This is a genomic window from Streptomyces sp. NPDC037290 (assembly GCF_055603245.1).
This window is the reverse complement of sequence record NZ_JBVJVZ010000057.1, coordinates 1-12,204: the sequence shown is the minus strand read 5'-3', so window position 1 is coordinate 12,204 and position 12,204 is coordinate 1. Positions and strand designations below refer to the sequence as shown.

The window sequence follows — 12,204 nt, the reverse complement described above, 5'->3', positions numbered from 1 at the left end:
GAGATGATCAAGCCGAACGGCCCGTGGCAATCCCTGACCGACGTCGAGCTCGCTACCCTGACCTGGGTCGACTGGTACAACAACCGCCGCCTGCATACCGCCTGCGACGACCTCACCCCGGCCGAGGCCGAACAGGCCCACTACGATCACCACCACGGCCCCGTCCGGGCCGCTCATCCAACAAACTGAGTCCCCGGACACGCCGGGGTGGTTCAAGTTGACATCAGCCACGCCCCATGATCACTGGTGAGCACCCAACGTCACCACCGACTACGGGACAGACCCGAGTCACTGACACGCCCCTTCCACGTTCCCAGGGGATTGACATGACAGCACCTCTTGACCGGCACTGCTGTCATGTCACTCAGGAGCTGATGCGGGGATAGTGAGGGCATGTCCCTTGGGGGTGATGTAGAGGGCTAGGAGTCTGGTCGGCAGGCCAGGGCCAGCGGTACCGCAGTGGACGTACCCGGGGCCGGACGGTTCGACGAAGGCGTCGCCGGCACGATAAATGCGGGTTTCTCCGGCGGGCCCGTGGTGGTGGAGTTCGCCGTGCTCGACGATGGCGATGAGGGTGCCTGGGTGGTAGTGCCAGCCGGTGCTGCTGTTCGGCGGGAGGTTCAGGCGGCACAGGACGAAGGTGCAGTTGTCATAGTGTGGTTGTGGGTAGGGTGCGGTGACGGCCTCGACGAGGGTGTCGGTCTGCGGGGTGGTCAGGATGACCCGCCTGGCACGACGCGCCAGGCGGGTCACTCGCGCACCAAGGAAACAAGACATGGGCGGTCCCTCAAGTGTTCTGGCGGGCTGGGTAGCCGACGGATAGGCGTGGCGTCGGCGCCGAGAGGTGAAGCTCCAATAGATCGTCAAGCGCTCTGCGGGAGCGGTTCACTGGATTTGGATCGCGTGGGACAGGTGGCGGTAGACCTCGCGGGCGACGAACCGCAGCGGATGATGTCCTTTTTGACCATGCCTTCGGCGTTTCGCCGGGCGACGTATTCCAGGGTGAGCTGGACGTACTTCATGCGGACCAGCACGATGATGTGTAGGGCGTTGTTGGCCGCTCGGTCGCCGCCGCGGTGGAGGCGGTGGCGGTTGATGCGGCCGAGGAGGCCGGGAGCGACCACGCACCGGTGGGCGAAGGCAGCTTTGGCGCGGAGCCGGTCAGGGTTGTCACCCGCGCTGGCCAGCCAGCAGCTGCCTGGCGGTTTCCGGGCCGACGCCGGGCAGGGCGATGAGCCGGGGCGGCCTGGGTGACCAGCGGCCCGATCTCCCGGTCCGCGTCCTTGATCTCCTCGTCGAGTGCCTGGTAACGGCGGGCGAGTCTGCACAGTGCTGTCTTCACCGCGCAGGCCGGTCGGCGATTCGCCCGTGGAGGCGGGAGCGAGCCAGGATGTCGACCAGCTCCGTCGTGGGCAGGCCGCGCAGCTTGTCCCGGACGCTGGAGAGGGCAGTGACGATGAGGGTGCGGATCTGGTTGATCGCCTGGGCGCGAGCCTTGAACGCGGTCTTGCGGACCAACGGACGGACCTTCCGCAGGGCTCCTGTGAAGAAGTCATAGACGCCTGACCGGCCACGCGCCAGACGGCACCGCCCGGCAGGCCGACGATTCACGACAAGGACAGCCGAAACGTCAGTCAGCCGGAGAGTCAGACCCCCGAGCAGTGCCATGGCTAATCCTCACTGTCAGTCGGAGTCGCCGAAGTCGGGGCGGGTGCCGCGGGCGATGAGAATGTCGTCGTTCGAGGCGCCGGCGGGGACCATCGGCCAGACCATGTCGTCGGCACTGATGGCGAAGTCAACGACGACGGGCACGTCATCGATCGCCATGGCCTTCTCTAGGGTCGGGCGGATGTCGCTCGTACTGGTGCAGCGCAGCCCCACGCATCCCATGGCCTGAGCGAGCGCGGCGATGTCGGGCACGCGACGGCCGAGCGTGGTGGCGCTATAGCGCTGGGCGTAGAAAAGGGACTGCCACTGGCGAACCATGCCAAGAGAGCCGTTGTTGAGGACGGCGACTTTGATGGGAATGTTCTCCGTGGCGCAGGTGATCAGTTCCTGGCTGGTCATCTGGAAGCAGCCATCCCCGTCGATGGCCCACACGGTTGTTGTCGGCAGAGCGATTTTCGCGCCCATCGCGGCAGGAATCGCGAACCCCATGGTGCCAGCACCGCCGGAGGTGATCCAGCAACGCGCATTGCGGGCGGGCAGCAACTGGGCGGCCCACATCTGGTGCTGACCCACTCCGGTGGTGAACACCGCCTGTTCGGGGCAGACAGCCGCGAGCTGTTCGAACACTGCCTGTGGTGTGACGGTGCCGGACACGGGATCCGTGGTGATTCCCGGCCGACACGCGGTACGCCAATGTTCCAGGGTGCGCCACCAGGGAGCCATACGGGCCCGTTGGCGCGGTAGCGTGCCCTGCAGTGCGGCGGTCAGAGCGGTCAGTGCGGCCCGGGCGTCCGCGTGCAGGGCTACGTGCGCGTGTCGCAGTTTCCCGATCTCTGTCGGGTCGATGTCGATGTGGATGACCTCTGCCCCAGGAGCGAACGTGTCGATCTTGCCCGTGACCCGGTCGTCGAACCGAGCTCCAACGGCCAGAATCAGGTCACTGCGCTGCAACGCCATCACCGCCGGAACAGTGCCGTGCATGCCCGGCATGCCAAGGTTCAGCGGATGGTCGTCAGGGACGATCCCGCGTGCCATGAGAGTGGTCACCACCGGTACGTGCAGCAACTCGGCGAGTTCACGCAAGGCGCCGTCTGCCTGTGACGCCACGGTCCCCCGCCCGCGTACAGGACGGGTCGCGTGGCGCGCCGCAGCAGGTCGCCGGCCTGGCGGACGCGCTGCGGGTCCGGTTCGCGCCGTGGATGGCCGTTGGGCGCGGAGGCGTGGTCAGGGTAAAAAGCCGAGGCGTGATGAGGGGCGCTGCCCTGTAGCGCGTCCTTGGTAATGTCCACCAGGACCGGACCCGGTCGTCCCTCCAGTGCCATATCCAGTGCCGCCGTGACCGCCTGAGACACCTGATCGGCCCGAGCGACTTGGAAGACCCCTTTCGTCACCGGGCCGACTACAGCAGCGATATCCACTTCCTGGAACGCGGTGGTGCCCAGCAAATGGCTGGGCACCTGGCCGGTGATAGCGACGAGAGGGGTGGAGTCAAGGTAGGCGTTGGCCAGCGGCGTTACCAGGTTCGTCGCCCCGGGCCCCGAGGTAGCCACACAGACCCCTACCCGGCCCGTCGCCCGCGCAAATCCCTCGGCGGCGTGCCCCGCCCCCTGCTCGTGCCGGACTAGGACATGCCGCACTGCTTGGGAGCGCAGCAGCGCGTCATACGCAGGCAGAATCGCGCCCCCCGGAATACCGAACACCACATCGACCGCGGCTCGCTCCAGAGCCCACACCAACTGCTCGGCACCACTCACCTTCGGCGAGCCTGACGCCCCCTGCTCGTCGCCGGCGACCAGATGGCTCTGGCCAGCATCCAGCATCGTCATCACTTACCCCCACCCCGACGTGCCGAGAAGAGGGTCCCCCCGGCTCAAATCCCTACGCTGGGCCTTGCCACGCGCGCTGGACAAGGGCACTAGTCCACGGATGTGCTGAATGTGTTGAACGCTTGCCCGGTCGTGGGCGGCAAAACGAAGTCGTGGGTTCTGTCAAACGAGCGGTTCTGTTTCCGTAGTCGGCGGTCGCGCTGCGTCTGTGCCTGCGCCTGTGACCATGTGGCAGGTTGACTTCAACCTGCCGTGGTATTTTGTTGTTTGCTGACGCTGGTCGTTGAGGATGCAATGCCGCGAAGTTAAGGCTCAGTTAACCTTGTCAAGACCCCTCGGAAGAGGGAGCTTGTACGTACTCGGTGCCGTGCGGATGAGTCGGCCGTTGCGTGCCCAGTAGCAGAGCTGCGCGTTGAAGCCGCTGAGCACACGTCCGGTGGTGGTGAGGCCGAGGCTTCCTGCGATGTCGCGGGCGTGCATGGCCTGGTTGGAGTTCTCCGCCAGGAGCCGGCAGACCTGCCCCCAGCGGCCGGAGGGGGCCCGGTCTGGGGCATGCGCGGTGGGGAGAGCCGGTGGATGCACGGTGATTATGATGGCGGTGATCGGCGTGCTGTCGCGAGGTCGCTCGTCGCGGTTCCAGATGGCATAGCGGGACGTTCCGCACTTGACGATGCGAGCGGGCAGCCGCATCCGGCGCTTGGGCAGCAATGCCCGCAGGACACGGGTGCCAATATGCCCTACCAGGTCGGGGCGTCCGAAGGAAGCTGCGGCTGTTGCGGTCGTCCCGGCGACGCTGACCACCGTGTCGCGCGCGGCATCCAGGGCCACAGTGAAGCCGGCCCGGTCGGGATCGCAGCTGGGGACTGTCTCCACCGCGGTCACCATCATCGAGCGCAGGGCCTGGTAGATGGCCAGGAGTCCCCACATCTCCTGGGTGAGGCCCACCGGGTCCTTCGACCGGAGAACGCGGCCTTTGAGCAGGGTATGACGTAGTGCCAGGTAGGCGGTCTCGATCTCCCAGCGCTCGTGGTAGAGGCCGACCAGGCGGTCTGCTGGGTCGGTGCGGTGGTCGATCAGTGTAGTGAGCAGGCGGTAGGTTCCGCCGAAGTCGTCGCCGTGGTCGGTGCGGGAGAGGACTTCGGCCTCGATCACTCGCAGCCGAACGTTGCCGATCCGGGTGAGGTAAGAGCCGTCGGGCAGCAGCGCTAGTACCGGCGGGCGCCGGGTGCTGGTGGCACGGATCAGGAACTGTGCTCCCTGAGCCGCGATGTCTGCGAGCAGTCTGTTGCTGTCGAAGGCGCGGTCCGCCAGTAGGAGCATGTCCGAGGTCAAGTGGTTGGTTGACCAGGAGCCTTTTTCACTTGTACCGCTGGCGGGTGGGGCGCAAGCGGGGTGTTAACGGTGGCGTGTCGAACGGGGCATCCCGTTGGTTTGGAGAGTCGCCAAACATAGCCTCACCTGCGGAGATGCCCCGTGTTCTCCTATCCTGCCGGATGCGATGTCGACGAGGAGCTCCTGGAACTGGTCACGATGGTGATCGTGTCCTGCGAAGCTGGCCGGCAGTGCAGACTGCGTCCGTACGACCGGGCCCGGTGCACCCTGGTCTACCTGCGCAAGCACGACACCCTCGAATCGATCGCCGCCGGCTTCGGCATCAGCACAGCTACCGTCTGGCGCTATGTGAACCACACGATCGGGCAACTCGCGGTTCACGCACCGTCGTTGACGGAGGCCCTCACCAGCCACCACGCGGACGGTTACGTGCTGCTGGACGGCACTGTCGCCGAGACCGACCGGGTCCGAACGGCGGGCCATTTCTCCGGCAAGGCTCGCCGCGAGGGCGTAAACCTGCAGGTCATCACAGCGGAAGACGGGAAGCTGCTGTGGATCTCGCCCGCCCTGCCGGGCGGCCCCCACGATCTGACGGCCGCCCGCGAGCACGCCATCGTCAGCACCTGCGCGCGCCTGGACCTCGAGGTCCTCGCTGACAAGGGCTACGTCGGAGCCGGCGGCACTGTAATCACCCCGATCAAGCGCCGCCCGAAGGCGGAACTCCCCGACAAGCACAAGGCCTCGAACAAGGTCCACGCCGCACTACGTGCTCCCGTCGAGCGGACCATCTCCCGGATCAAGCACTGGCGGATCTTTCGGCATGCCCGAATCAGCCCGAACAGGCTCACGTCAGCAGCTGCCGCGATCCTCACCCTCATGGTCTACACGTGAAAAAGGCTCCAGATGCCACCGGTCCCCGGGCCGGGGCTGCCGCCGGCGCAGCCTGGCGGCATAGGCCGGACCGAACCGCTCGCACCACAGCCGGATCGCCTCGTACGAGACCTGGATACCGCGCTCAAACAGCAGCTCTTCCACATCACGGAAGGACAGAGGGAAACCGTGGTACAGCCAGACCGCGTGCGCGACCACCTCCGGCGGGAACCGGAAGCCCCGGTACGACGGTGCAGCACTGTCCACCAGCAGACCCCTCCCACGACGATCCCCACCAAGATCATCGCACGCCTCCGCGAACTTGACAGCGCCAGCGGGCGAGGTAAAAACACAAGCTCAACCTGACAAACCCCGGCCGACGCCCTCCCGGCCGTCAGGCCCGCAGCAGGGTGACGGTGCGCCCGGATGGGGTGGTCTGCGGCGAGAAGGTCGTGCGTTCGTGGACCGGGGCGGCCTGGGGGCGGGTGTCGAAGACGACGAGGGTGCCCGTAGATAGCTCCATGCGGTCCAGGTAGTCGTCCAACTGCGCAAGCCCCTCGGCCAGGGGGTCGGTGCGGCCCTGGCGCCACACCTTCAGCTCCAGCGCCTCGCGCTGCACCGCCCGCGAACCGTCGGCGGCGGTGTAGGGCTGGCGGATCAGCAGGTCCACACGACGACGGCCGACCCCGTACTCCCGGTCGATGAATCCCGCACCGTTCACGATGCGGTGCAGATACGCCATCATCACCAGCTGCGCCGCCGCCTCAGGGTAGGTCGAGCTGGTGGCCAGGATCTCCCCGTTCTCCCGCCAGAACTCGGCGAAGGAACGCAGCAGCTTGTCCATGTCAATCCGGCCGTCCGACAGCCGGAAACTGCCCGGGATCGCGGTGATCACCGATTCCGTCCGGCTGCCCAGGGCACGGACGATGACCTCTTTGTAGATCGGGTTGGCCACCCGCACGGGTGAGTCAGGGGCGATCAGACCCAGGTCGCGCACGTAGGCCAGGTCGTCGTCGTAGGTGCTCGCCTCCTGTGGCAGCTCCCCCGCGATCAGCGGCTGGATCACCCGCCGCACCCGGTCCTCCCCCAGCCTCGCCGTCAGCGAGTCGAGATGCGTCGCACGCGCCAGGATCAGCCGCTCCCTCGCCTCGTCCACATGCTCGGCCGTGATCGGCTCGGACGGGGGGATGCGCATCCGCCTGGTGATCTCATAGGCCAGGGCGTTGACCAGCCAGGGCTGGCCCTGGGTGCACCAGAAAGCGCGACGGACCGCGGCCGGAGTGAATTGCTGACCGGTCTCCGCGGTGTGCTGCCCATACAGCTCGACTACCTCGGCCTCGGTGAAGTCGCCCAACCGCAGCGACGCGACCTTGATGTTGAACGGACTCGACGTCCCCAGCCTGCCCGGGTCCCCGCCCGAGGCCGCCTTGTAGTCACGCACATCCCGCAGCCCGCACAGCACCACCGAATGCGGGAAGCTGCCACGGCTGACCGTGAAGCCATCACGCAACTGACGCAACACACTGCGCAGACTTTCCCCCCGCAGCGCATCAATCTCGTCGAAGAACAGCACCAGCGGACGCGGACAGCTCCGCACCCACTCTGTCAGCCCCCTCGTGAGCCGGGCCCCGGGCACCGCGTCGGGCCAGGTAACGGGAGGCGCGAGCTCGTCGGGGAGCCCAGCAGTCTCCGCGGAACGCCGGATCGCTTCGAGCACCAGCTCCTCCGCCTGGCCGTAGTCCTCCCCGGTCACCTCGGCGCTCTCACAGGAGAAGTGCAGTGCCGCGTACCGGCCCGAGGCCGTCAGATCCCGGGCCATCGCCGCCAGCACCGTGGTCTTCCCGGTCTGTCGGGGCGCGTGCACCACGAAGTACTGGCCCTCGTCCACGATCTCTCGGGCCTGCGGCAGCCTCTCTTGGGCTGGCAACATGTAATGCCGTGAGGGGCTGCACGGCCCGGCCGTGTTGAAGTAGCGCATGCCCCGCACGCTATCCGACGGCACCGACGACCTTCTGCCACACCTACGGACGCGCCGAGGGCACCCACGAGGGGCGTTGATGCCCCTATGGATGTCAAGCGACGGCTCCGGCGGGGCCAGCGTTGTTGGCCGAGGTACTGCCGGGGACGATGGGTCGGTAGATCTCTCGTGCGACGTAGCGTTTGATGCAGCGGATGATCTCTTGGCGTGTTTTGCCCTCGGTGAGACGTCGCTGCAGGTAGTCCTGGGTGCGGCTGTCCCAGCGGAGACGGCTGAGTGTGATGCGGTAGAGGGCTGCGTTGGCCTGGCGGTCGCCTCCTCGGTTGGGTCGGCGTCGCTGGGTCTTGCCGGAGGATTACTCGACCGGATTGGTGGCGCACAGGGCGGCGAATGAGGCTTCGCTGGTGGTGCGATCGGGGTTGTCCCCGTCCGCGATCAGCAGGGCGGCGGCACTGTCGGGGCCGGCGCCCTGCTGATGGGCCTTGACCCTTGATCTTGGACACACGAGACACTGGATCTTGAGGATCTGAGAATGGACATCTCGTGGTCATGAAGAACTATCCGCCGCAGTTCAAGGCGGACGCGGTCGCGCTGTTCCAGTCGCGGCCGAGGCGACGATCAGGGAGGTCGCCGCGGATCTGGGGATTACTGAGGTTTTCGGATTGTCGTCGGGTGGTGACGGTTCATGATCCCTGCGGTATGCCGGTGGGGTGAGGTATCCAGAGGGTGGGGGCCTGACTGCTGAGCGGCGGGCGTTTCGTGAGGGGATCCGGCTTCAGGCCGGTGAGCGGTTCGCGGCGGGTGAGAAGACCGCCGTGATCGCGAGGGATCTGCGGGTGAGTGTGCGGTCGGTGGAGCGCTGGCGTCGTGCCTGGCGCGAGGGCGGCATGGAGGCCCTGCGCTCGGCGGGTCCGGCGAACTCCCCGATTGTCACGGACGGCCAGTTCGCTGTGCTCGAGGAAGAGCTCGGCAAGGGACCGGTCGCACACGGCTTCGAAGACGAACGCTGGACCCTGGCTCGGGTGCAGACGGTGATCCGCCGGCGTCTGCGGGTGAGCTTGTCGGTGGCGACGGTGTGGCGGCTGCTGAAACGGCACGGCTGGTCCTGGCAAGCGCCCGCCCGCCGTGCCCTCGAACGCGACGAACACGCGGTGGAGCTGTGGAAGAGGGAGGTGTGGCCGCGGGTAAAAGACTCGCGGTGGCGTCCGGCGCGTGGATCGTCTTCGAGGACGAAGCCGGATTCTCGATGACTCCTCCCCGCGCCCGCACCTGGGGCCCGCGTGGGCAGACCCCCGTCATCCGCGTCCGCGGCAGGTCCCGCCGCCGGACCTCGGTCGCCGCTTTGTGCTGCTACAAACCCGGCGAGAAGAGCCGCCTCATCCACCGGCCCCGCGCTCATCTCCGCCTCAAGGGTGCACGCAAGAGCTTCTCCTGGAAGGACTACCGTGACCTGCTGGTCCGCGCCCACATCCAGCTCGGTGGTCCGATCATCGTGGTGTGGGATAACCTCAACACCCACCTGGCCGCCGGGCTGAAACGCTACGAGGCCGAGCAGGACTGGCTCACCACCGTCCGGCTCCCGCCCTATGCACCCGACCTCAACCCCGTTGAGGCCGTCTGGTCGCTGGTACGCAGGGCGATGGCCAACGCCGCCTTCGACACCTCCGACGACCTCGACCGCACTCTTCGCCGCGAGTTACTCAGGAGGCACTGTCAACTTTGACGATACGTCAGATGATCAAGAAGAAAAAATGCCACCTTGGCCCACTGGCGGCACGTCGAGGCGCGACCCCCTCCGTGGATTCAAAGGCATAGGACGTCAATCACCTTCTTGATCATCTGACGGTTCATCAAACTTGACAGCGCCGCAGCGGCGGCTAATGGTGGGAGCCGAGGCCCGGATCCTGGGGCACGGCGGTATCCGGGCGGTCGCACGGGCGGCCCAGGTCAGCGAGACGACAGTCCGCAAGGGCGTGGACGAGCTGGAGGCCGGCAAGGAGCCTCTGGGCCCGGTACGCAGGCCCGGTGGTGGCCGTAAGAAGGTCGCGGACCTTGATCCGGGACTGTGGCGCGCGCTGCTGGCACTGGTGGAACCCGATGAGCGCGGCGATCCCATGTCGCCACTGCGTTGGAGGGTGAAATCGACCAGGACCCTGGCCGCCGAGCTCACCCGTCAGGGGTACAAGGTGAGCGCGGACACCGTCGGGGACTTGCTCCGTGAGGAGGGCTTCAGCCTGCAGGCCGGTGCCAAGACCATCGAGGGCAAGCAGCATCCGGACCGTGACGCCCAGTTCCGCTACATCAACGAGCGGGCCAGGCAGCATATGGACGCTGGCCAGCCGGTGATCAGCGTTGATGCGAAGAAGAAGGAACTCGTCGGCGACTACAAGAGCGCGGGCCACCAGTCGCGACCTGCCGGTGAGGTCATCAAGCGACTCGGCCCGTGGAAGACCCCGACTGACGTCGAGCTGGCCACCGCTGAGTGGGTCGACTGGTTCAACAACCGTCGGCTCTTCAGTGAGCTCGGCCACATCCCGCCCGCCGAGTACGAGGCCAACCACTACAAGCAACAGCCAAACCAGCAGGTCACAGCCACAACCTGAAGTCTCTATCGAACCCGGCGCGGTTCAGCTGGACGGGGACGGCTGGATCTTCAGCACGGCGTTTGCGCAGGTGCTCGCGGTAGGGGTCGACGAGGCTGGCGCGGTATTTGGGGACGCGGAGCATCCGCTCGGGCCGGTCGGCCCGGGCGTAGCGTTTGACGGTGTTCAGGGCCAGCTGCAGCCGGCGGGCGCATTCGAGCAGACCCACGCCCTTCTCGAGCAGGTTGTGGACCTGGTGCCAGCGTTCCAGGGTCGTCTGCGCGCGGGGCCCATGGTAGATGGGCGCGTCCAGGACGGCGGCCCAGCAGGTGCTGTGTGCCTTCACCTCCCCCAGGGCGACTTCGCACAGGTTGTGCCACAGGTGCCACCTGTCGGCGACCTGCACTGCGTCGGGCAGGGCGCGGCGGATGGCCTCGGCGTAGGTGGTTGAGCCGTCTCGGCACACGATCTCGATGCCCGGATGCCCGCGCAGCCATGCTTCCAGCGTGTCGGCGGTGCGGTCGAGCAGTACGTCGATCCGTTCATGGGTCTCGGCGTCGATCACCACGGTGGCGTACAGTGATAGCCGTGCACCTGCTCCGACGACGCCCCGCACAGCGGACACATCGCGGTGCCTTGCGGAGTCCGCGCCCGCACCACGATCCGCTCACCTTCGTCGGCCACATCCTCGATGACCAGCGGGAGCAGGCCCGAAAAGACCATCTGCACAAGCTCGTTGACGTCCTTCACACGAAGGTCAACGACCCTCACGACTCTCCGTCACCACCGAATGTGAGACAGGGCCATCAGCCTGACAGTCCCGTCTCACCAGCATCCGGGCCGCAAGCGGCCCGGATGCTGCCGCCTGCCCTCCCGAACCTCGATTTTCCGATCAGCTTCTCCAACCCCCTCAGGCTCCCCAGGCGGTCCCGCCCGCACCATCGCATCAGGGGGCATTCATGGAGGAGTTGAGAGAAGACCACGTCGACGGAACGGTTGCGCGGGTCGCGGCGATCGACATCGCCAAGGAGGTCTGGACAGTTTCCTCGAACACGAACACGAACACGATTCTCGAACTCGGTGACCGGCTGGTCTGTCAGGGCGTCGAGCGAGTCGTCATGGAAGCGACGGGCTCGTACTGGCGCCCGTTCTTCTATCTGCTGGAGACCCGTGGCCTGGACTGCTGGCTCGTCAACGCCCGTGACGTGAAGAACGTCCCCGGGCGCCCGAAGACGGACAAGCTGGATGCGGTCTGGCTGGCCAAGCTCGCCGAACGCGGCATGGTCCGGGCCTCGTTCGTCCCACCGAAGCCGGTGCGACAGCTGCGGGACTACACCCGCACCCGCACCGTGTTCGTCCAGGAACGCACCCGGCACAAGCACCGCGTCGACAAGGCTCTGCAGGACGCGCAGATCAAACTGTCCGACGTCGTCTCGGACCTGTTCGGCAGGTCAGGGCGGGCCATGCTCGACGCAATGGTCGCCGGAGAACGCAACCCGCGCACCCTGGCCGACCTCGCCAAGGGCAGCCTGGTCAAGAAGAAGCCGGGCCTCATCGAGGCCCTGACCGGGCAGTTCGAAGACCACCACGCACGGCTGCTGCGGGTGCTGCTGTCCACCGTCGACCACCTCACCGCGCAGATCGACGAACTCGACCGGCTGATCGCCCGGACGCTGGAGGAGATCACCACCCCGCCAGGCAGCACAGGCACCGGGGACGAAGCCGCCGTGGTCAGTGCACGGACTCTGGCCGAGAAGCTGGACGCCGTCCCCGGGATCGGGCCAGCCACCGCGCAGATCATCCTCGCCGAGATCGGCGCGGACATGAGCCGCTTTCCCACTCCGGAACACCTGGAGCGTTTTCAGTGTGGCTACTGGTTGGTGATGTCGGCGGGGGCTTGTGGGTGGCAGAACGGACGAGGCTCCCGAGCTGTTGAGAGAGGTGCTTG

9 protein-coding genes and 5 pseudogenes are annotated in these 12,204 nt (G+C 66.7%); 5 read left to right on the top strand and 9 right to left on the bottom strand.

All coding sequences use genetic code 11. The features are described from left to right. On the top strand, positions 1-189 hold a 189-nt coding region (locus ACZ7HQ_RS43765; RefSeq protein WP_471002795.1), incomplete at its 5' end, for an integrase core domain-containing protein. A gap of 171 nt (positions 190-360) precedes the next feature. Here ACZ7HQ_RS43765 and ACZ7HQ_RS43760 read toward each other — a convergent pair. From ACZ7HQ_RS43760 to ACZ7HQ_RS43740, 5 genes and pseudogenes are all read right to left on the bottom strand, one after another. Further along, positions 361-753: a cupin domain-containing protein gene (locus ACZ7HQ_RS43760; protein ID WP_471002792.1), complete on the bottom strand. Its 393-nt coding sequence runs from the start codon at positions 751-753 to the stop codon at positions 361-363. A gap of 110 nt (positions 754-863) precedes the next feature. Further along, the gene (locus ACZ7HQ_RS43755) at positions 864-1,124 is read right to left on the bottom strand and encodes a hypothetical protein (protein ID WP_471002790.1); all 261 of its coding nucleotides are present in this window, start codon (positions 1,122-1,124) and stop codon (positions 864-866) included. Between the two features lie 214 nt (positions 1,125-1,338). Beyond that, positions 1,339-1,518, bottom strand: coding sequence for a hypothetical protein (locus ACZ7HQ_RS43750; protein WP_471002787.1), 180 nt, complete (start codon positions 1,516-1,518; stop codon positions 1,339-1,341). Positions 1,519-1,683: 165 nt separating this feature from the next. Beyond that, positions 1,684-3,494 (bottom strand): annotated as a pseudogene (gene ilvB, locus ACZ7HQ_RS43745) (biosynthetic-type acetolactate synthase large subunit). A 312-nt stretch (positions 3,495-3,806) separates the two neighbouring features. Beyond that, the gene (locus tag ACZ7HQ_RS43740) at positions 3,807-4,814 is read right to left on the bottom strand and encodes a transposase (RefSeq protein ID WP_471002784.1); all 1,008 of its coding nucleotides are present in this window, start codon (positions 4,812-4,814) and stop codon (positions 3,807-3,809) included. Positions 4,815-4,967: 153 nt separating this feature from the next. Between ACZ7HQ_RS43740 and ACZ7HQ_RS43735 the strand changes: the two genes are divergently transcribed. Next, a complete protein-coding gene (locus ACZ7HQ_RS43735) occupies positions 4,968-5,717 on the top strand; it encodes a transposase family protein (protein ID WP_471002781.1) in 750 nt (249 codons plus the stop codon). Here ACZ7HQ_RS43735 and ACZ7HQ_RS43730 read toward each other — a convergent pair. From ACZ7HQ_RS43730 to ACZ7HQ_RS43720, 3 genes and pseudogenes are all read right to left on the bottom strand, one after another. After that, positions 5,700-5,963, bottom strand: a pseudogene (locus tag ACZ7HQ_RS43730) (IS6 family transposase); the annotation flags it as partial. The gene ACZ7HQ_RS43735 and the pseudogene ACZ7HQ_RS43730 sit on opposite strands and share 18 nt — an antisense overlap. A gap of 127 nt (positions 5,964-6,090) precedes the next feature. Continuing rightward, positions 6,091-7,626: an AAA family ATPase gene (locus ACZ7HQ_RS43725; RefSeq protein ID WP_471002778.1), complete on the bottom strand. Its 1,536-nt coding sequence runs from the start codon at positions 7,624-7,626 to the stop codon at positions 6,091-6,093. 142 nt (positions 7,627-7,768) lie between these two features. Beyond that, positions 7,769-8,143 (bottom strand): annotated as a pseudogene (locus tag ACZ7HQ_RS43720) (transposase); the annotation flags it as partial. Between the two features lie 241 nt (positions 8,144-8,384). Here ACZ7HQ_RS43720 and ACZ7HQ_RS43715 point away from each other — a divergent pair. Continuing rightward, a protein-coding gene (locus ACZ7HQ_RS43715) for an IS630 family transposase (protein WP_471002776.1) occupies positions 8,385-9,397 on the top strand; the annotation gives its coding sequence in 2 pieces (ribosomal slippage) (positions 8,385-8,831 and positions 8,834-9,397; 1,011 coding nt in all). Between the two features lie 133 nt (positions 9,398-9,530). Further along, a pseudogene (locus ACZ7HQ_RS43710) lies at positions 9,531-10,106 on the top strand (ISAzo13 family transposase); the annotation flags it as partial. A 199-nt stretch (positions 10,107-10,305) separates the two neighbouring features. On the opposite strand, the pseudogene ACZ7HQ_RS43705 reads toward ACZ7HQ_RS43710, so the two are convergent. Continuing rightward, positions 10,306-10,979: pseudogene (locus ACZ7HQ_RS43705) on the bottom strand (transposase); the annotation flags it as partial. Between the two features lie 236 nt (positions 10,980-11,215). Between ACZ7HQ_RS43705 and ACZ7HQ_RS43700 the strand changes: the two are divergent. Next, positions 11,216-12,204: IS110 family RNA-guided transposase (locus ACZ7HQ_RS43700; protein WP_471002773.1), on the top strand; the 989-nt coding region annotated here is incomplete at its 3' end.

Bases quoted from the DNA above. Each gene is read 5' to 3' on its own strand.
- ACZ7HQ_RS43740 (WP_471002784.1), bottom strand. From the start codon at position 4,814: ATGCTCCTACTGGCGGACCGCGCCTTCGACAGCAACAGACTGCTCGCA.
- ACZ7HQ_RS43725 (WP_471002778.1), bottom strand. From the start codon at position 7,626: ATGTTGCCAGCCCAAGAGAGGCTGCCGCAGGCCCGAGAGATCGTGGAC.